21 protein-coding genes are annotated in these 18617 nt (G+C 71.5%); 12 read left to right on the forward strand and 9 right to left on the reverse strand.

Annotated features, from left to right (window positions below):
• Nucleotides 1-18 precede the first annotated feature (18 nt).
• Nucleotides 19-1614, forward strand: a complete 1596-nt coding sequence (locus ACIGW4_RS17980; RefSeq protein WP_359588206.1) for a Na+/H+ antiporter — start codon at nucleotides 19-21, stop codon at nucleotides 1612-1614.
• Between the two features lie 68 nt (nucleotides 1615-1682).
• Here the strand turns inward: ACIGW4_RS17980 and ACIGW4_RS17985 are convergent, their stop codons facing one another.
• Together ACIGW4_RS17985 and ACIGW4_RS17990 are read right to left on the reverse strand one after the other, a co-directional pair.
• Nucleotides 1683-2579 carry a 1-aminocyclopropane-1-carboxylate deaminase/D-cysteine desulfhydrase gene (locus ACIGW4_RS17985; RefSeq protein WP_398707389.1) on the reverse strand — a complete coding sequence of 299 codons (897 nt, stop codon included), beginning with the start codon at nucleotides 2577-2579 and terminating at the stop codon, nucleotides 1683-1685.
• Nucleotides 2580-2631: 52 nt separating this feature from the next.
• Nucleotides 2632-3222, reverse strand: coding sequence for an N-acetylmuramoyl-L-alanine amidase (locus ACIGW4_RS17990; protein WP_123455353.1), 591 nt, complete (start codon nucleotides 3220-3222; stop codon nucleotides 2632-2634).
• A gap of 253 nt (nucleotides 3223-3475) precedes the next feature.
• On the opposite strand from ACIGW4_RS17990, the gene ACIGW4_RS17995 reads away from it, so the two are divergent.
• Nucleotides 3476-4891, forward strand: coding sequence for a family 2B encapsulin nanocompartment shell protein (locus tag ACIGW4_RS17995; protein ID WP_123455354.1), 1416 nt, complete (start codon nucleotides 3476-3478; stop codon nucleotides 4889-4891).
• Nucleotides 4892-5010: 119 nt separating this feature from the next.
• Nucleotides 5011-6054, forward strand: coding sequence for a family 2 encapsulin nanocompartment cargo protein polyprenyl transferase (locus ACIGW4_RS18000; RefSeq protein ID WP_185094784.1), 1044 nt, complete (start codon nucleotides 5011-5013; stop codon nucleotides 6052-6054).
• Between the two features lie 15 nt (nucleotides 6055-6069).
• Here the strand turns inward: ACIGW4_RS18000 and ACIGW4_RS18005 are convergent, their stop codons facing one another.
• Nucleotides 6070-6645 carry a TetR/AcrR family transcriptional regulator gene (locus ACIGW4_RS18005; RefSeq protein ID WP_123455356.1) on the reverse strand — a complete coding sequence of 192 codons (576 nt, stop codon included), beginning with the start codon at nucleotides 6643-6645 and terminating at the stop codon, nucleotides 6070-6072.
• Nucleotides 6646-6750: 105 nt separating this feature from the next.
• Here ACIGW4_RS18005 and ACIGW4_RS18010 point away from each other — a divergent pair, with 105 nt between their 5' ends.
• From ACIGW4_RS18010 to ACIGW4_RS18020, 3 genes are read left to right on the forward strand one after another with little or no spacing between them, the layout of a single operon-like run.
• The gene (locus ACIGW4_RS18010; RefSeq protein WP_123455357.1) at nucleotides 6751-7332 is read left to right on the forward strand and encodes a dihydrofolate reductase family protein; all 582 of its coding nucleotides are present in this window, start codon (nucleotides 6751-6753) and stop codon (nucleotides 7330-7332) included.
• Between the two features lie 54 nt (nucleotides 7333-7386).
• Nucleotides 7387-7626, forward strand: coding sequence for a hypothetical protein (locus ACIGW4_RS18015; RefSeq protein WP_123455358.1), 240 nt, complete (start codon nucleotides 7387-7389; stop codon nucleotides 7624-7626).
• 42 nt (nucleotides 7627-7668) lie between these two features.
• Nucleotides 7669-8088, forward strand: a complete 420-nt coding sequence (locus ACIGW4_RS18020; protein ID WP_123455359.1) for a DUF6304 family protein — start codon at nucleotides 7669-7671, stop codon at nucleotides 8086-8088.
• Between the two features lie 58 nt (nucleotides 8089-8146).
• Here ACIGW4_RS18020 and snpA read toward each other — a convergent pair whose 3' ends face one another.
• Entirely contained in the window at nucleotides 8147-8809 is a 663-nt protein-coding gene (gene snpA / locus ACIGW4_RS18025) for a snapalysin (protein WP_123455360.1), read from the reverse strand.
• A gap of 186 nt (nucleotides 8810-8995) precedes the next feature.
• Between snpA and ACIGW4_RS18030 the strand changes: the two genes are divergently transcribed.
• Nucleotides 8996-9964: a LysR family transcriptional regulator gene (locus tag ACIGW4_RS18030; RefSeq protein WP_185094629.1), complete on the forward strand. Its 969-nt coding sequence runs from the start codon at nucleotides 8996-8998 to the stop codon at nucleotides 9962-9964.
• Nucleotides 9961-10431, forward strand: coding sequence for a GNAT family N-acetyltransferase (locus ACIGW4_RS18035; RefSeq protein WP_399581427.1), 471 nt, complete (start codon nucleotides 9961-9963; stop codon nucleotides 10429-10431). The genes ACIGW4_RS18030 and ACIGW4_RS18035 overlap by 4 nt, the downstream gene beginning before the upstream one ends.
• A gap of 87 nt (nucleotides 10432-10518) precedes the next feature.
• On the opposite strand, the gene sodN is transcribed toward ACIGW4_RS18035, so the two are convergent.
• Complete coding sequence (gene sodN, locus ACIGW4_RS18040; protein ID WP_030688769.1) at nucleotides 10519-10914, reverse strand: superoxide dismutase, Ni; 396 nt, start codon at nucleotides 10912-10914, stop codon at nucleotides 10519-10521.
• A gap of 161 nt (nucleotides 10915-11075) precedes the next feature.
• On the opposite strand from sodN, the gene sodX reads away from it, so the two are divergent.
• Entirely contained in the window at nucleotides 11076-11501 is a 426-nt protein-coding gene (gene sodX, locus ACIGW4_RS18045; RefSeq protein ID WP_123455362.1) for a nickel-type superoxide dismutase maturation protease, read from the forward strand.
• Here sodX and ACIGW4_RS18050 read toward each other — a convergent pair.
• Nucleotides 11414-12034 (reverse strand): CGNR zinc finger domain-containing protein, encoded by a 621-nt coding sequence (locus ACIGW4_RS18050; RefSeq protein ID WP_123455363.1) that lies wholly within the window; start codon nucleotides 12032-12034, stop codon nucleotides 11414-11416. The genes sodX and ACIGW4_RS18050 overlap by 88 nt on opposite strands.
• A gap of 94 nt (nucleotides 12035-12128) precedes the next feature.
• On the opposite strand from ACIGW4_RS18050, the gene ACIGW4_RS18055 reads away from it, so the two are divergent.
• Entirely contained in the window at nucleotides 12129-12878 is a 750-nt protein-coding gene (locus tag ACIGW4_RS18055; RefSeq protein ID WP_123455364.1) for a trans-aconitate 2-methyltransferase, read from the forward strand.
• A 103-nt stretch (nucleotides 12879-12981) separates the two neighbouring features.
• Here ACIGW4_RS18055 and ACIGW4_RS18060 read toward each other — a convergent pair whose 3' ends face one another.
• From ACIGW4_RS18060 to ACIGW4_RS18070, 3 genes are read right to left on the reverse strand one after another with little or no spacing between them, the layout of a single operon-like run.
• Complete coding sequence (locus ACIGW4_RS18060; RefSeq protein ID WP_123455365.1) at nucleotides 12982-13749, reverse strand: amino acid ABC transporter ATP-binding protein; 768 nt, start codon at nucleotides 13747-13749, stop codon at nucleotides 12982-12984.
• Nucleotides 13746-14696 carry an amino acid ABC transporter permease gene (locus tag ACIGW4_RS18065; protein ID WP_123455366.1) on the reverse strand — a complete coding sequence of 317 codons (951 nt, stop codon included), beginning with the start codon at nucleotides 14694-14696 and terminating at the stop codon, nucleotides 13746-13748. The genes ACIGW4_RS18060 and ACIGW4_RS18065 overlap by 4 nt, the downstream gene beginning before the upstream one ends.
• A 31-nt stretch (nucleotides 14697-14727) precedes the next feature.
• The gene (locus ACIGW4_RS18070) at nucleotides 14728-15693 is read right to left on the reverse strand and encodes an ABC transporter substrate-binding protein (protein ID WP_123455367.1); all 966 of its coding nucleotides are present in this window, start codon (nucleotides 15691-15693) and stop codon (nucleotides 14728-14730) included.
• A gap of 536 nt (nucleotides 15694-16229) precedes the next feature.
• On the opposite strand from ACIGW4_RS18070, the gene ACIGW4_RS18075 reads away from it, so the two are divergent.
• Together ACIGW4_RS18075 and ACIGW4_RS18080 are read left to right on the forward strand one after the other, a co-directional pair.
• Nucleotides 16230-17438, forward strand: coding sequence for an NADP-dependent malic enzyme (locus ACIGW4_RS18075; protein ID WP_359588214.1), 1209 nt, complete (start codon nucleotides 16230-16232; stop codon nucleotides 17436-17438).
• Nucleotides 17439-17632: 194 nt separating this feature from the next.
• Entirely contained in the window at nucleotides 17633-18598 is a 966-nt protein-coding gene (locus tag ACIGW4_RS18080) for a zinc-binding dehydrogenase (RefSeq protein ID WP_399581432.1), read from the forward strand.
• Nucleotides 18599-18617: the final 19 nt, after the last annotated feature.

An 18617-nucleotide genomic window follows, 5' to 3' on the forward strand; every position in this document is an offset into this window, starting at 1 on the left:
AGGGGAACGGGGTCGGACATGGACGCACTACAGCTGGTGGCACTGGTGGCGGCGAGCGCCGCCGTGGCCGGGTTCGCCCGCAGGACCCCGGTGCCCGCCCCGCTGCTGCTCGTCGCGGTCGGCCTCGCCGCCTCGTACCTCCCGGGGGTCCCCGACTACACCCTCGACCCGCACATCGTGCTCCCGCTGATCCTGCCCCCGCTCCTCTACACGGCCGCCGTCGAATCCTCGTACCTCGACCTGCGGGCCAACATCCGGCCCGTCGCCCTGCTCTCCGTCGGCTACGTCCTCTTCGCCACCGTGGCCGTGGGCTGGCTCGCCTACGTCCTCGTGCCCGACCTGCCGCTCACCGCCGCCCTGGTGCTCGGCGCCGTGATCGCCCCGCCGGACGCGGTCGCCGCCACCGCCATCGCCCGCAGGCTCGGTCTGCCGAACCGGATCACCACGATCCTCCAGGGCGAGTCCCTCGTGAACGACGCCACCGCGATCACCGCGTACAAGGTCGCCCTCGCGGCCGCCGTCGGCGAGGGCGTCAGCTGGGCCGGCGGCCTGGGGGAGTTCGCGCTCGCCGCGATCGGCGGCATCGGCGTCGGCCTGGTCCTGATGGTCCCGATCCACTGGCTCCGCACGCATCTGCGCGAGGCCCTCCTCCAGAACACCCTCTCCCTGCTCATCCCGTTCATCGCGTACGCCGCGGCCGAGGAGGTCGGCGCCTCCGGCGTGCTCGCGGTCGTCGTGGTCGGCCTCTTCCTCGGCCACAAGAACTGGAAGGTCGACTTCGCGACCCGGCTCCAGGAGGAGGCCGTCTGGAAGATGGTCGCCTTCGTCCTGGAGTCCTCCGTCTTCGCCCTGATCGGCCTCCAGCTGCCGTACGTCGTCCGGGGACTCGGCCGGTACGGCATGGGCGAGGCGGCCTGGTACGCGGCCGGGGTCTTCGTCGCCGTGGTCGTCGTCCGGTTCCTCTGGGTCTACCCGGCGACCTTCCTGCCCCGCTGGGCGTCCCCGCGCATCCGGGAGCGGGAGCCCGAGGTGGACTGGCGGGCGCCGCTCGTCGTCGGCTGGGCCGGCATGCGCGGCGTGGTCTCCCTGGCCATCGCCTTCTCCATCCCCGTCGCCACCGACGGCGAGGAGTTCCCGGCCCGCAACCTCGTCCTCTTCCTCACCTTCACCACCGTGATCGGCACCCTCGTGGTGCAGGGCCTCACCCTGCCGCCCCTGATCCGGCTCCTGAAGCTCCCCGGACGCGACCGGTACGCCGAGACCCTGGCCGAGGCGCAGGCCCAGAGCGAGGCCTCGCGGGCTGCCGAGGAGCGCCTGGACGCCCTCCTCGCCGACGAGCGCAACGCCCTGCCGAAACCCCTCGCCGACCGGCTGCGCACGGTCCTGGAGCGGCGCCGCAACGCCGTGTGGGAACGGCTCGGCGCGGTCAACGAGATCACGGGGGAGACCGCGGACGACACCTACCGCCGCCTCTCGCGCGAGGTGATCGACGCCGAGCGCGAGGTCTTCGTCCAGCTGCGCGACGCCCGCCGGATCGACGACGAGATGATGCGCACCCTGCTCCGCCGCCTGGACCTGGAGGAGGCGGCGGCCTACCGGGAGATCGACGACTGACGAGGGCCTGCCCGTCGGATCGGGCCCCGCGAGCCCGGCCCGATCCGACGGGAACGGTCGGACACCCCCTAGTCCGGCCCGCCCGTGATCACCGCCGCGAGCCGGGTGCCCGGCGGGAAGGCGTCCTCCTCCGCGAGGACCGTCAGGCCGTACAGCATTTTGGCGACATACAGCCGCTCGATGGCGAGTCCATGCCGTTCCTCGAAGTCCTGTGCGAACGCCTCCAGGGCGGGGGGCACGCGCGCGTAGCCCCCGCCGTGGAAGCGCTCGTCCAGGCTCCATTCCCCGCGCGGCCCCCCGAAGGCCGCCTCCTGGAGGGCGCGGACCTCCCCGCCGAGGAAGCCGCCCCTGAGCACCGGGACGCCCAGCGCCCGCTGCCCCGGGGAGAGTCCGGCCGCGAGCCCCGCCAGGGTGCCGCCCGTGCCGCAGGCGACCGCGACCGTGTCCGCCGCCCCGGCGAGCTCGCGGCCCAGCTCCACGCACCCGTGGACGGCCGGCGCGTTGCTGCCGCCCTCCGGCACCACGTACGCGCCCGCGGGGGCCGCCCGCTCCAGGAGCGCCGCGAGCACGGCCGGGTCGTTCTTCGCCCGGTACGTGGCCCGGTCCACGAACTCCAGGCGCATCCCGTCCGCCGCGCACCGCGCGAGCGAGGGGTTGAGCGGCCGCCCGGCCAGCTCGTCGCCCCGCACCACCCCGACCGTGGGGAAGCCGAGCAGCCGGCCGGCGGCGGCCGTCGCCCGCAGGTGGTTGGAGTACGCGCCGCCGAAGGTCAGCACGGGCCGGCCGGCCGCCTCGCGCAGGTTGAGCGCGAGCTTGCGCCACTTGTTGCCCGGCAGGTCGGGGTGGATGAGGTCCTCGCGCTTCAGCAGCAGCGTGAGGCCGCGCCGGGCGAAGCGCTCGTCCTCCACCGCCTCCAGGGGCGACGGGAGGCGGGGCCGCAGACGGGACAGGTCGAGCACGTTCACCCGGCCATTCTCGCCGCCCCCTCGGGGGCCGGCGCGGCAGGTCGGCTCCGGGTCAGCGCAGCTGGTCGGCGATCCGCTCGCGCATCGACGCCATGGTGAACCCGCGCGGGTCCACCTTGCCCGGCTGCCACTCCCGGTGCCCGATGACCGAGCGGTGCGTCCAGCCGTGCACCCGGCAGACGGCGGCCGCTGCCTTCGCGATGGCCTCCAGCTGGACCTTCGGCCACGGGTCCTCGCCGTCGCCGAGGTTCTCGCACTCGAAGCCGTAGAAGTGCCGGTTGCCGTCCGTGGTGGCCTCGTCGTCCGGCGGCAGCCGCCGCTCGGCGATGACCGCCCGGAGGACCTCGTCGTCGCCGAGCCCCGCGTGGTTGGCGCGCCCGTAGCCGACGAGGTGGACCGTGCCGTCCTTGGCGATCACGCCGTGGCAGAGGGGCCCCGGGAGGGACTCGTAACCGTCCCGGCAGATCTGGACGGTGCGGGCGGTGCCGCGGGTCACGGTGTGGTGGATCATCACGCCGTGCACCGGGCCCCAGGGGCCCTTGTGGTTGCGGTTGTGGGTGGACCAGTCGCCGACCTGGACGACCGCGAGGCCCTCGTCGCGCAGCGCGCCGAGGAACCGGTTCGCGGACATGGGTGAGGCCATGACCGACTCCTTCCGGAGGACGGGGTGAACTTCCGGAGTACCGGAGTCCGCCACTCCGCCGCCATCCGTTCGGACCGTGTGCGAGCCGATCCGGACAGAACGTCAGGAGACGGGTGGGGCTGCGCTGTTCGGATGGAAATCACGTGACATGCCCCGAAGATCGTCGAACAGTCCCACCCGAATGTGTAATGGCGGCGACACGCTCCGTGCTGAAAGGCTTCTCTCGCAACTCAGTCATACGAGAGGGAGTTCCATGTCCGTTGGTTCGGTTGACGGCGAGGTCCGCGCGGAGCAGCAGGCCCCGCAGCAGAGTCTCGGGACCGCCGCCGCGCGGAACCTCGCCACGACCACCAAGTCGGCCCCGCAGATGCAGGAGATCACCTCCCGGTGGCTGCTGCGGACGCTGCCGTGGGTCCAGGTGCAGGGTGGCACGTACCGGGTGAACCGGAGGCTCAGCTACTCCGTGGGCGACGGCCGCGTGACCTTCGTCCAGACCGGAGAGCGCGTCGCGGTGATCCCCGCCGAACTCGGCGAACTCCCCGCCCTGCGCGGCTACGAGGACGAGACCGCGCTGACCGAGCTCGCGGCCCGCTGCACCCAGCGGGAGTACGCGGCGGGCGAGACCATCGCCGTCGCGGGCGCGCCCACCGACCGGGTGTACCTCCTCGCGCACGGCCGCATCGAGCAGATCGGCGAGGGGCCCTACGGCGACGAGGCCGTGCTCGGCGTCCTCGCCGACGGCGCCTACCTCGGCGAGGACGCCCTGGTCCGGGAGGACGCCACCTGGGACTGGACCGCCCGGGCCGCCACCGCCTGCACGGTCCTGGAGCTCACCCGTGCCGACGTACGGAACCTCGCGGAGCGCGCCGGCTCGCTCGCCGCCCACCTCGCGGGCGTGGCGTCGATGCCCGAGCAGCGCACCAACACGTACGGCGAGGCGGCCATCGACCTCTCCGCCGGCCACGTCGGCGAGGCGGTCGTCCCGCACACCTACGTCGACTACGACGCCTCGCCCCGTGAGTACGAGCTGAGCGTCGCCCAGACCGTGCTGAAGGTCCACAGCCGCGTCGCCGACCTCTACAACCAGCCGATGAACCAGACCGAGCAGCAGTTGCGGCTCACGGTCGAGGCGCTCCGCGAGCGCCAGGAGCACGAGCTCGTCAACAACAAGGAGTTCGGCCTCCTCTCCAACTGCGACTACGGTCAGCGGCTCCAGCCGCACGACGGCGTCCCCAGCCCGGACGACATGGACGAGCTGCTCTCCCGCCGCCGGGGCTCCAAGATGTTCCTCGCCCACCCCCGCGCCATCGCCGCCTTCGGCCGCGAGCTCAACAAGCGCGGACTCGTGCCCGAGACCATCGAGATCGCGGGCAACCGCATCCCGACCTGGCGCGGTGTGCCGATCTACCCGTGCAACAAGATCCCGGTCTCGGACGCCCGGACCACCTCGATCATCTGCATGCGTACCGGCGAGGCCGAGCAGGGCGTCATCGGTCTGCACCAGACCGGCCTCCCCGACGAGATCGAGCCCAGCCTCTCCGTCCGCTTCATGGGCATCGACGAGCAGGCGATCATCTCCTACCTGGTCACGGCCTACTACTCGGCGGCGATCCTCGTCCCGGACGCCCTCGGCGTCCTGGAGAACGTCGAGGTCAGCCGCTGGCGCTGAGCCGGCGGCACCCGGGGGCGGGGAGCGGACCCGCCCGCCCCCGGGAGCACCCGGCCCCGCACGGCGAAGAACCGCCGTGCGGGACCGCCGCGAAGGATGCGAAGGAAAAGACCGTGACCATGACCAGCACGGACGCCGTCGCCGACGGTCAGGGGGCCGTGGCGCTCCTCGACCGGACGCGCACCGCCGTCAACCCCCAACTGCGCTCGACCGTCGACTCCCTGCCGGACTCCATGCGGCGGGTGGCGATGTACCACTTCGGCTGGGAGCGCGCCGACGGCACCCCGGACGCGGGACAGCCGGGCAAGGCGATCAGGCCCGCCCTGGTCCTCGCGGCGGCCCGTGCCCTCGGCGCCGACGAGACCCGGGCCGTGAAGGCCGCGGCGGCGGTGGAGCTCGCGCACAACTTCACCCTGCTCCACGACGACATCGTCGACGAGGACCCGACCCGCCGGCACCGGCCCACCGCCTGGACCGTCTTCGGCATCCCCGACGCCCTCATGGCCGGCGACGCGATGAGCGCACTGGCCCTGCGCCTGCTCGCCGAGGATCCGCACCCGGCGTCCGCCGCGGCCTCCGCGCGCCTCGCCGCCTGCATCATCGAGCTCTGCGCCGGCCAGCAGGCCGACTGCGCCTTCGAGCGGCGCGACCCGCGCGAGGTCTCCCTCGACGAGTGCCTGGCCATGGCCACCGCCAAGACCGGTGCCCTGCTCGGCTGTTCCTGCGCCCTCGGCGCGCTCTACGCGGGCGCGGGGGAGGAGGAGGTCGCGGCGATGGACGCCTTCGGCCGGGAGGCCGGTCTCGCCTTCCAGCTGATCGACGACCTCATCGGCATCTGGGGCGACCCGGAGCGCACGGGCAAGCCGGCCGGTGCCGACCTCGTCGCCCACAAGAAGTCGCTCCCGGTGGTGGCGGCGCTCACCTCCGGCACCCCCGCGGGGGAGGAGCTGGCCGAGCTGTACTCCCGGCCCACCCTCGACGCGGCGGCGGTACGGGCGGCGGCGGACGCCGTCGAGCGGGCCGGCGGCCGGGACTGGGCGCAGGCCCAGGCGGCCGAGCGCATGGGCCGCGCCGTCGAGCACCTGGCCCAGGCGGTGCCGGACCTGGCGGCGGCGGAGGACCTGCTCGCCCTCGCGGAGTTCGTCACGCGGCGCACGCGCTGACCCGGCCGCGACGGCTCACGCCTCGGGGACGATCCGGGTGACCACGGTCTCGATCATGTCGTCCAGGTCCCGGTCGCCGAGGATCCCCGGGACCGTGAAGTGGTCGAGGAGCAGCCCGGTGAGGGCGAAGTACAGCAGGCGGACCGTGTCCGCGTCCCCGGGCATCCCGGCGGCGAGGTGCCCCTGGACGTTCGCGTCCAGGTCGGAACGGAGCACCTTGGTGAGCTGGGTCCTCAGCTCGGGGCGGCGGACGGCTTCGAGGCGGAGCTCGAAGAGCCCGAGGTAGCAGGTGCGCTCGGCCGCGAGCCTGCGGGCGATCCAGCGCATCAGGTCGAGCACGAGCTCCCGGCTGGGAGCCGGCCGCATGGCGGCCGCCGCGGCCTCCGGGTCCGGGGTGAGCCGGACGAAGATCCGGTCGCCGACCTGGGAGAGCAGCTGGTCCCGGTCGCTGAAGTAGTTGGACGAGGTGCCCGTGGGGACCCCCGCCCGGGCGTCGACCGCCCGGAAGGTCAGCCCGCGGGCGCCTTCGTCCGCCAGGACCTCGATCGCGGCGTCGAGCAGGTTCGTGCGGCGCTCCGGGTTTCTCGCCATGTTCGGACTCCCTCGAAGAAATGTCTTGCGCAACCACTACAGGTGAAGCACTATAACTGTCGTGGTTGCGGACGCAGCCGCACTCCCGACACGAAGAGGACCGGTTTGCGCAAGCTCACGTACTACATCGCCTGCACCATCGACGGCTTCATCGGCGACCCCGAGGGCGACGCCACCTCGATGTTCAAGTTCACGAACGGCGAGTACATGGCGGCCATGAACGCCGAGTACCCCGAGACCGTCCCGACGCATGGGCGCGAGATGTTCGGGATCGACGCCGAGAACAGGCACTTCGACACCCTCGTCCAGGGCAGGCGCTCCTACCAGCTCGCCCTCGACATCGGCATCACCAGCCCGTACAACCACCTGCGCGAGTTCGTCGCCACCCGCTCGCTCGCCGAGTCGCCCCACCCGAACGTCGAGCTGATCGCCGACGACCTGGTGGGCCGGGTCCGCGAGCTCAAGGCCGAGGACGGCCCGCTGGGCATCTACCTCTGCGGCGGCTCCACCATCGCCGGCGAGCTCATCGAGGAGATCGACGAGCTGGTCATCAAGACGTACCCGCAGGTCTACGGCACCGGCATGCCGATGTTCGGCGCCGGCTTCGAGCCCCGGGACTTCGAACTCGGCGACGTCCGCGCCTTCGGGAACGGCGTGCTCGTCCGTACGTACACCAGGAAGCGGTAGCGGCCCCCTCCCCGGCGGCGGGCGGCGTCGCGCGGGGCGACCTACCCTGGATGCATGGGTGAGGAGACGCCCCGCACCACGCGGGACCCCCTGGCGGAGCGCCACTGTCCGGCCTGCGGCGGACCGCTCGCCGTGCTGGCCACCCGGCACAAGGTCCTCGGGGCCTGGGTGCCGGAGTGGGAGGTGCAGCCCTGCCGCAATCCCGACTGCCCGCTCTACGAGGGGGCGGAAGCCGCTACCACGCACGTGACCGGCAAGAACGGCGAGATCGGGAGAAGTCCGGCCCCCGGGTGACCGGACGCGCGGCGAAGCCCGTCATGCGGCTACAGTCCGCGCATGTCATCGGAGTCGACAGAAGTCTGGACCGGCTGGTACCGGGACCGCAGCGGCGCGGAAGCGATCGTCATCACGGCCGACGGGCGGCGCGTCGCCACCCGGATCAGGGGCATCGAGTACACGGGCGAGAGCTTCGCCGCGCTCGGCGCCGCCGACGAGGGCGGGCGGGCCCTCACCGGCTGCGTCCTGGAATGGGACCTGCCGCTTCCCGTCGTCGTGGACGGCGCCGCCCAGCAGGCCACCCTGGCCTGCCTGCTGACGCTCGGCGAGCGCGCCGACCTCAGCCTGACGCTGCACTACGGCGGCGCCGCCTTCGAGGCGTGCGTCGCGGGGGGCGACTTCGAGGAGGCCCTGGAGCGGGTGCGGAGCCAGCTGCCGCCCGGCGCGGACTTCGGCCGCAGGCTCCTCCAGACGGCCTGAACGCACGGATGGCGCCCCGGGGAGGGGGCGCCACCGTCGTACCCGGCTCGACTCCCGGTCAGCCCTTGAAGGCGGAGGCGAGACCGTAACGCCACAGCTGGTCGACGCGGGAGCGCTCCTGCGCGTTCGGCTGGGCGTTCTGGCAGGACGTGCCGGGACCGCCGCCCGACATCAACTCGCTGCACGGGCCGCTGTAGTGGTCCGGCAGCCCGAGGACGTGCCCGGTCTCGTGGGCCGTGACCCGGGTCGAGTTGTACTGCTGGTTCTGCCGGTAGTCGAGGAAGATGTAGCCGCTGCCGTGGCCGTCGGTGCTGGCGTACGAGCCACGGGAGTCGTTGCCCTCGTAGTAGGCGAAGTCCGGGTTGCTGCCCTCGACGAGCCGGACGTTCACCACCGAGCTGTTCCATATCTGGGCGGATCGGGCGATCTGGGTGCGGAAGCTCGGCGCGTTGGCGGCGCTGTAGACGACGGTGACGGCGGTCGCGCCGGGCGTGGCGGCCCGCTTCTTCGCCACCGACCTCATGACGGCGTCGAAGAAGGCCTTGTTGGCCTTGGCCTCCTCGGCCGAACCGGCGTACGCCACGGCGGCGTTGCCGGAGGCGCCGAAGGCGCTGGTGGTGCCCGTGCCGACCGCTGCCGCCGGGGCCGTACCGAAGGAAGCGGCGAGACCGAGACCGAGGGCGGCGGTCAGCACGGAAGTGAGGACCTTGGGGTGACGCATGGGGGGCTCCTCCTGTTGGTGTCGGGGAGAGTCTCGGGGGAGCCGACCCGTCCGGGGATGATGCCAACCGCCGATAGCCTCACCGCATCACAGGGGTGAGCAGCATCAACTCCCTCTGAATCAAAGGAGATTGATGCTTCCCCGGCGTCTGGTGTGACGCGGGGAGCCCGCCCTACCCTCGGGGGCATGGAGCTGGAGGTGAGACATCTGCGCGCGCTCTGCGCCATCGCGGACACGGGCAGCCTGCACAAGGCCGCCCGGCAACTGGGCATGAGCCAGCCCTCGTTGACCACCCAGCTGCGCCGCATCGAGAACTCCCTCGGCGCCGAACTCTTCTCCCGCGGCCGCACCGGCTGCCGCCCCACCCCCCTCGGCCGCTCCCTGCTCAGCAGGGCCCGCCCCCTGGTCGCCGACATGGCCGCGCTCGTCACCGAGACCCGGGCCGCCGCCGCCCGCGCCGACGGGCCCGGACTCCGCGTCGGCTCCACCGCCAGCCGGGCGCTCCCGGGCTGGCTGCGCCGGCTCCGGCAACGGCTGCCCGGCACGGACGTCGGCCTCCGGGTGGACGTCTCCGCCAACGCGCTGCTGCGCACGGTCGCCACCGGGCAACTCGACGTGGCCTTCGTGCACGAGGTGGAGGGCTGCCCGCTGCGGGTCCCCGAAGGCCTCACGGGCCGGGTCCTGGTCGCCCGCGAACCGCAGTTCGTCTCCATGGCCCCCGACCACCCGGCCGCCGCCGGGACCGTCGTGGACCTCGCCGACCTCGCCGCCGACCACTGGATGGTCGACCCGACCGTCGACGGCGAATGGGACGGCCTCCGACGGGTCCTCGACGCCGCCGGCATCGACCCGCCCCTGCTGCACGGCGACTACCACACGGCCGCCTCGCTCATCGTCCTCGGCGAGGCCGTCGCCCCCTGCCAGCCCACCTCGGTCCCGCGCGAGGACATGGCCATCCGCCCCCTGCGCGGCGACCCGCTGGGCGTCCGGCTCCTGCTGTACGCGCGCCCGGACGCGCCCCTGGACGTCCTGTACGCCGAACTCGCCGCGGCCTACCGGGAGGTGGCCCTGCGGGCGGCCCCGTACCGCGAGTGGCTCCACCGCCAGGGAACGACGGCCACGCTGTCGGTGGGACCGTGCATGATGGCCGTATGAGCGAACGCGAGGCCGTGGTACGACACGCACACCCCGAGGACCTGCCCCGGGTCGTCGAGCTGATCACCGAGCACGCGGCGTACGAGAAGGCCGCGCCCCCGGCCCCCGGCCTCGCGGACCGCCTCGCCGCCCTCCTCTTCGGCCCCGAACCGCCCCGCCTCCGCTGCTTCGTCGCCGCCCTCCCCGACGGCACCCTCGCGGGCTACGCCACCTGCGCCCCGGAGCTCTCCACCTGGGACGGCACGGAGTACCTCCACATGGACTGCCTCTACCTCACCGAAACCTCCCGGGGCCACGGCCTCGGTCCCCTCCTGATGGCGGCGATCCGCACCGAGGCCCGCACCCTGGGCCTCCCGGAGGTCCAGTGGCAGACCCCCGCCTGGAACGAGGACGCGATCCGCTTCTACGACCGCCTGGGAGCGACCTCCAGGGAGAAGCGCCGCTACTCCCTGCCGACGGGGGCGTAGGAGCACCCGGAGGCGCCCGGACCGTGGAAACGCGCGGAGGGGCACGGCCGCCGGGCGGCCGTACCCCTCCGGGTGGGAATCAGAAGGTCAGGCCTTCTTCGTCTCCCAGAAGATGCGGTCGATCTCGGCGATGAGCTCCAGCGCCTTCTCGCCCGTCTTCGGGTCCGTCGACGCCTTGGCGGCCGAGAGGGCCTTCAGGGTGTCGTTGACCAGCTGGTTGAGCTCGGGGTACTTCTCGAAGTGCGGGGCCTTGAAGTAGTCGCTCCAGAGCACCGAGACGTGGTGCTTGGCGAGCTCGGCGCGCTGCTCCTTGATGACCGTGGCGCGCGCGCGGAAGTGCGGGTCGTCGTTGGCCAGGTACTTCTCCTGGACAGCCTTGACGGACTCGGCCTCGATGCGGGCCTGGGCCGGGTCGTACACGCCGCACGGGAGGTCGCAGTGGGCGCTGACCTTCACCTTGGGGGCAAACAGGCGGGAGAGCATTGAGCCGTCCTTCCTCGTGATCGTCTTCTCAGGTGGGACATTACTCGGTGAGAAGGGCGTTTTCGCGGGCGCCCCCTGGGGCTTAGGTCAAAAGTCCAGGGTCACCATGGGACTCGTGTACGAGTGGACGAGGCTGGGCAGACGTGGCCGGGAGGTGCCGGATGAGGGAATCGGGGCGGGAGAGGGTGGCCGAGGCCGGTGCGCCCTTCGGGATCGCCGAGGTGACGGGGGTGTCGATGGTGCCCACGCTGCTGCACGGCGATCAGCTGCTCGTACGGTACGGGGCGCGGCTGCGGGCCGGGTGTGTGGCCGTGCTGCGGCATCCGCTCCAGCAGGATCTGCTCATCGTGAAGCGGCTGATCGAGCGACGTGACGGCGGCTGGTGGGTGCTCGGGGACAACCCGGACGCCGAGGGGGACAGCCGGGTCTTCGGAGCCGTACCGCCCGAACTGGTTCTCGGGCGGGTGTGGGCGCGGTACCGGCCGGTGACGCCGGGGCGTCAGCGTTCGCCGGGCGTGATGCTCTCCTGGCTGGTGTCCTCCGTGAGGCCCGTGCGCTCGGCCTCCAGGCGTTTGCGGGCCCGGTAGGCGGCCACGTTGGCGCGGGTCGCGCAGCGGTCCGAGCAGTAGCGGCGGGAGCGGTTGGTGGAGGTGTCCAGGTAGGCGTTGCGGCAGGGCGGCGCCTGGCAGAGGCCGAGCCGGTCCGCGCCGAACTCCGTCAGGTGGAAGGCGAGGCCCATCGCGGAGATCGCGGCGTAGCCCGTGGTCGCGTTCGAGGAGTGGTCGGCGAGGTGCATGTGCCACCGGGGCCGGCCCTCCTCGTCGAGGGTGTCGTGGCCGGAGATCTGCGGGCTGACCGGGAACTCCAGGAGGAGGGAGTTGAGGAGGTCGACCGCCCCCGTGTGGTCGCCCTCGTCCGCCGCCGCGAAGACCGCCCGCAGGCGTGCCCGCACCGTGCGGAAGCGCGGCAGGTCCGCCTCCGTGACCCGCCGGGCCATCTGGGTGGCGGGGCCGAAGAGCTCCCGGAGCACCTCGACGGAGGTCAGCGCGTCCTTGTTGCGGGCCGGCTCCTCGGTGTTGACCAGGCGTACGGCGAAATCCGAGTAATGGGCCAGTTCCACTTGTAGTCCTTACTTCGGCGGGCTAGTGTCTCGGTCGAAAGGGGTAACGCCTGTTTCCCCTTCGAGGGTATTACGAAGGCGGGGAGGAACCACCATGACCGGAACCGACTGGGCAGCCTGGCAGCAGAGCTGGGACCGTCAGCAGGAGTGGTACATGCCGGACCGGGAGGAGCGGTTCCGCGTGATGCTCGACATGGTCGAGGCGCTGGTGGGGCCGAAGCCCCGCGTCCTCGACCTCGCCTGCGGTACGGGAAGTATCACGAGCCGGCTGCTCCGGAGGTTCCCCGACGCGACCAGCGTCGGCGTCGACCTCGACCCGGCCCTCCTCGCCATCGCCGAAGGCTCCTTCGCCGGCGACGAGCGCGTCACCTTCGTCACCGCCGACCTCAAGGACCCCTCCTGGGCCGCGAGCCTGCCGTACGGCTCGTACGACGCCGTCCTCACCGCCACCGCCCTCCACTGGCTCCACAGCGAGCCCCTGACGGCCCTCTACGGGCAGCTCGCCGGCCTCGTCCGCGACGGCGGGGTCTTCATGAACGCCGACCACATGATCGACGAGGCCACGCCCCGCATCAACGCCGCCGAGCGCGCCCTGCGGCACGCCCGCATGGACCGGGAGAAGGCCGACGGAGTCCTCGACTGGGCCGACTGGTGGGCCGTCGCCGCCAAGGACCCGGTCCTCGCCGAGCCCACCGCCCGCCGCTTCGAGATCTACGGCGAGCACGCCGACGGCGACGCCCCCTCCGCCGCCTGGCACGCCGACACCCTCCGCGCCGCCGGCTTCGGCGAGGCCCGGACGGTCTGGGCCTCGCCCTGCGACAGCCTCGTCCTCGCCGTGAAGTAGCCGTGAAGTAGCCGCGGTGCGCGAAAGGGGCGGTACGGGCTTCTGCCCGTACCGCCCCTTTCCGTGCGCCTTGCGGTGCCGTGCTCTTACGGCACCGTGCGTCTTACAGCACCTTCGAAAGGAACGCCTTCGTCCGGTCCTGCTGCGGGTTCGTCAGGACGTCCCGCGGGTTGCCCGCCTCGACCACCACGCCGCCGTCCATGAAGACCAGCGAGTCGCCGACCTCCCGGGCGAAGCCCATCTCGTGCGTGACGACGATCATCGTCATGCCCGACTCGGCCAGGTCCCGCATGACGTCGAGGACGTCGCCCACGAGCTCCGGGTCGAGCGCCGAGGTCGGCTCGTCGAAGAGCATCAGCTTCGGTTCCATCGCCAGCGCGCGGGCGATGGCCACGCGCTGCTGCTGGCCGCCGGAGAGCTGGGACGGGTAGTTCCCCATCTTGTCCCGCAGGCCGACCCGGTCGAGCAGGCGCTCGGCACGCTCGCGCGCCACCGCCTTGGACTCGCCCTTCACCTGGACGGGCGCCTCCATGACGTTGGCCAGGGCCGTCATGTGCGGGAAGAGGTTGAAGCGCTGGAAGACCATGCCGATGTCACGGCGCTGGACCGCGACCTCGCTGTCCTTCAGCTCGTAGAGCTTGTCGCCCTTCTGCTTGTAGCCGACCAGCTCGCCGTCGACGGACAGCCGGCCGCCGTCGATGCGCTCCAGGTGGTTGATGCAGCGCAGGAAGGTCGACTTTCCGGAGCCGGAGGGGCCGACGAGGCAGAAGACCTCGCCGTTCTGCACTTCGAGGTCGATGCCTCGGAGGATGTGGGCCGCGCCGTAGGACTTGTGGACGCCTTCGGCCTTGACCATGGGCTGGCCGGTCATCGGGTCGCCTCCGGGGAACGCTTGAACGTGGTGAGGTTCGCCTTGACCCGCTGCCACGGGGTGGGCGGCAGGTTGCGCGTCGAACCGCGGGCGAAACGACGCTCCAGGTAGTACTGGCCGACGCTGAACACGCTGGTCAGCGCGAGGTACCAGATGGAGGCGACGAACAGCATCTCCATCACGGCGCCGGCCGTGTTGCCGATGTTCGACGAGGCGCGGAGCAGTTCGGTGTACTGCACGGCCGAGACCAGGGACGAGGTCTTCAGCATGTTGATGAACTCGTTGCCCGTCGGCGGCACGATCACGCGCATGGCCTGCGGGAGCACGATGCGGCCCATGGTCTTCGTCGAGGACATGCCCAGCGCGTGCGCCGCCTCGGTCTGGCCCTCGTCGACCGACTGGATGCCGGCGCGGACGATCTCCGCCATGTAGGCGCCCTCGTTCAGGCCGAGGCCCAGCAGGGCGACCATGAACGGCGTCATGACGTCCACGGTCTCGTTCTTGTAGATCGGCCCGAGGTTGATGTAGTGGAAGATCAGCGACAGGTTGAACCAGACGAGCAGCTGGACGTAGACCGGGGTGCCGCGGAAGAACCAGATGTAGAGCCAGGCGACCGCGCCGGTCACCGGGTTCTTGGAGAGCCGCATCACGGCGAAGACGATGCCGAGGACGAGGCCCAGCGCCATGGACGCGATGCTGATGATGATGGTGTTCCACATGCCGTCGATGACGGAGGGGTCGAACACCTTGTCCCACACCGTGGCCCAGACGACGTCGCCCTGGGAGAAGGCGTAGACGAGCCACCCGAGGAGGACGACGACCACGACGGCACTGACCCAGCGGCCGTAGTGCCGCACGGGGATGGCCTTGATCGCCTCGTAGGGGACGCCCGAGGGGGTGGGCCCGGCCGGAGCGGCGGCCGGGTCCTTGCTGATCTTGTCAGTCATGACGACTGCCCTTCAGTGGTACGAGGAGAGGTCACTTGCCGGCGTTGATCGTGGCCGACTTGACCGCGCTGCCCTCGACGTCCCACTTCTTCAGGACCTCGGCGTAGGAGCCGTCCTTGATGATCGCGTCGAGCGCTTCCTTGACGGCGTCGCGCAGCTGGGTGTTGTCCTTGGAGACGCCGATGCCGAAGAGGCCGACGTCGCTCTGGTTGCCGGTGACCTCGAAGTCGTTGCCGCCGCCCGAGGTCTTCGCGATGTACGAGGCGACCGGGTAGTCGTTCAGGTCGGCGACCGCGCCGCCCGCCTTCACGCGGGTCTGGGCCTCGGCGTCGGTGTCGAAGGCCTGGATGGTCAGCTTCTTGTCGCCGCACTTGGTGGCCTGCGCCTTGAAGGTGTCCTCGTAGATCGTGCCGCGCTGGACGGCGACGGTCTTGCCGCAGAGGTCGTCGAGGGAGTTGACGTTCTGCGGGTTGCCCTTCTTGACCAGCAGGGAGACGCCGGAGCTGAAGTAGTCGACGAAGTCGATGCCCTTGCCGATCTTCTTCCCGTTGTCGTCCAGGCCCTCCTGGCGCTTCTTGTTGTCCGTCATCGAGGACATGATCAGCTGCTGGCGGCCGGTGTAGATCGAGGTGATCAGGCCGTCGAAGGTGCCCGAGACGAACTCGAGCTTGACGCCGAGCTGCTTGCTGAGGGCCGCGCCGAGGTCCGGGTCGACACCGACGATCTTGCCGCCGTCGGTGAACTCCATCGGGGCGTACGAGGCGTCCGTGCCGACCTTGATGACACCCGCCTTCTGGATGTCGGCGGGCAGCTTCGAGAAGAGCGGGGCCTTGCTCGCGGCGGCGGAGGAGGAGCCGCCCTCCTTGGTCGAGCCGCTCTCGGTCTGGTCGCCGCAGGCGGTCAGCAGCATCGAGCCGGCGACCGCGATGGCGGCGACCGCGGCAAGACGGGACGTGCGGGTCTTGGCGGTCGTACAGCGCGTGGAGCGTGCGGTCATGGTCGGGTTCCTCCGGCGTGTGAAGTGCTGCCAGGTGGTCGCGTACACACCTTCGAGTGTCGCGACCTCGTGTGATTACGGCATCTTGCCATTCGGACTGCCACAAACCGACGGCCTCGGATGTCAAAATCGGGTAACAGGTGACCCCGAAATCCCGACAGGCCGGTACATCAGGGCCGGATCTTCTGCGGGATCCCTTCCCCTTCACCGGAAAATCTGCGGTTCATCTCGCCATTCGGACGAGCGGAAGACCGCCAATCGGGTGCGGAGATCATCTATCGGGACATCGGGTGACGTGTCATCCTCCATCCGCGTCCGGACGCACTCGGTATGAGTCGCGTCACCGAACGGATATGAACTCGTCTGCGGTGCCGTCTGTCCGGTAAGAAGGATCCTTACACCCCTCATCCGGGGCTCAGGGCGCGTTGTGCGGCGCGCCCGCGCGGCTGCCAGACACGGCGGCCGCGGGACCCGCCCACCGCTCCACACCAGGAGCGGCCAACCCTCAAATGAAGCAGACTCAAGGGGTCAACCCAATGGCAGCGGAAATCGTCAATCCTCGCAACGACAGTGGTACGGATGCTCCCGAGGAGCCCTTCGACCCCGTCTTCGCCCTCCACCGGGGCGGCAAGATGGCCGTGCAGGCCACCGTCCCCGTCCGGAACAAGGACGACCTGTCCCTCGCGTACACGCCCGGCGTCGCCAAGGTGTGCACCGCGATCGCCGAGCAGCCCGAGCTGGTCAACGACTACACCTGGAAGTCCCAGGTCGTCGCCGTCGTGACCGACGGCACGGCCGTGCTCGGCCTCGGCGACATCGGCCCGGAGGCCTCCCTCCCGGTCATGGAGGGGAAGGCCATCCTCTTCAAGCAGTTCGGCGGCGTGGACGCGGTCCCGATCGCCCTGGCCACCACCGACACCGACGAGATCGTCGAGACCGTCGTCCGGCTCGCCCCGTCCTTCGGCGGCGTGAACCTGGAGGACATCTCGGCCCCGCGGTGCTTCGAGATCGAGCGCAAGCTCCAGGAGCGCCTCGACATCCCGGTCTTCCACGACGACCAGCACGGCACCGCCATCGTCACCCTCGCCGCCCTGCGCAACGCGGCGAAGCTGACCGGCCGGACCCTCGGCGACCTGCGTGGTGTCATCTCCGGTGCCGGTGCGGCCGGTGTGGCCATCGCGAAGTTCCTCCTGGAGGCCGGCCTCGGCGACGTCTGCGTCGCCGACCGCAAGGGCATCGTCAGCCGCGACCGCGAGGACCTCACGGACGTCAAGCGCGAGATCGCCGAGCTGACGAACAAGGCGGGCCTCACCGGCTCCCTGGAGAGCGCCCTGGCCGGCGCGGACGTCTTCATCGGCGTCTCCGGCGGTACGGTCCCCGAGGCGGCCGTCGCCGCCATGGCGCCGAACGCCTTCGTGTTCGCCATGGCCAACCCGAACCCCGAGGTCCACCCCGACGTCGCGCACAAGTACGCGGCCGTCGTGGCGACCGGCCGTTCGGACTACCCGAACCAGATCAACAACGTCCTCGCGTTCCCCGGCATCTTCGCCGGCGCGCTCCAGGTCCGGGCCTCCCGGATCACCGAGGGCATGAAGATCGCCGCGGCCAACGCCATCGCGGACGTGGTCGGCGACCAGCTCGCCGCCGACTGCGTGATCCCGTCGCCGTTCGACGAGCGGGTCGCCCCGGCCGTCGCGGCCGCGGTCGCCGCCGCCGCCCGCGCCGAGGGCGTCGCCCGCCGCTGACGCGCCCACCCGCCGCGCGCCCGTCGCCGGCGCGCCCCGGGCATCCCGAAGGGCCCCGTTCCGACCGCCGGAACGGGGCCCTTCGGCGTGCGGGGCGTACGGAAGGTGGGGTGCCGGCGCGCACTGTCCAGGCGACACGGGTCACACGGGTGCGTGGTTCCGCCGCCCACCGGCGGCGGCCTAGGGTCGAGGCCATGTTCGCTGCCTACGCTGCCCGAATCGACCGCGACCAGCCCCTGAACGGCCTCGAATTGGGCGAACGCCCCGAACCCGAGGTACGGCCCGGGTGGACGACCGTCACCGTCAAGGCCGCCTCGCTCAACCACCACGACCTGTGGTCGCTGCGCGGGGTCGGACTGCCCGAGGAGAAGCTGCCGATGATCCTCGGCTGCGACGCCGCCGGAATCGACGAGGACGGCAACGAGGTCGTCCTGCACTCCGTCATCGGCCAGACGGGCCACGGCGTCGGTCCCGACGAGCCCCGGTCCATCCTCACCGAGCGCTACCAGGGCACCTTCGCCGAGCGGGTCACCGTCCCCAGCTGGAACGTCCTGCGCAAGCCGAAGGAGCTGTCCTTCGAGGAGGCCGCCTGCCTCCCCACCGCCTGGCTGACCGCCTACCGCATGCTCTTCACCAACGCCGGCGTGCGCCCCGGCGACTCCGTGCTCGTGCAGGGCGCGGGCGGCGGCGTCGCCACCGCCGCGATCGCCCTCGGCAAGGCGGCCGGCCTGCGGGTCTTCGCCACCAGTCGCGACGAGGCCAAGCGGAAGCGGGCCGTCGAACTCGGCGCCGTCGAGGCGTACGAGCCCGGTGCGCGGCTCCCGCAGCGCGTGGACGCCGTCATCGAGACCGTCGGCGCCGCCACCTGGTCGCACTCGGTCAAGTCGCTGCGGCCCGGCGGCACGCTCGTCATCTCGGGCGCCACGAGCGGCGACCGCCCCTCGCACGCCGAGCTGACCCGGATCTTCTTCCTGGAGCTGAAGGTCGTCGGATCGACGATGGGCTCCAAGGACGAGCTGGAGGACCTCCTGGCCTTCTGCGCGGCCACGGGCGTCCGGCCGGTGATCGACGAGGTGCTGCCGCTCGACCGGGCGCGGGAGGGCTTCGAGAAGATGGCCTCCGGCGAGCTCTTCGGAAAGATCGTCCTGAAGACCTCGTGACGACCTCTTGATGACTCGT

Origin of the sequence: Streptomyces sp. NPDC053513 (assembly GCF_044544765.1) — a bacterium.
GTDB classification, from domain to species: domain Bacteria; phylum Actinomycetota; class Actinomycetes; order Streptomycetales; family Streptomycetaceae; genus Streptomyces; species Streptomyces litmocidini.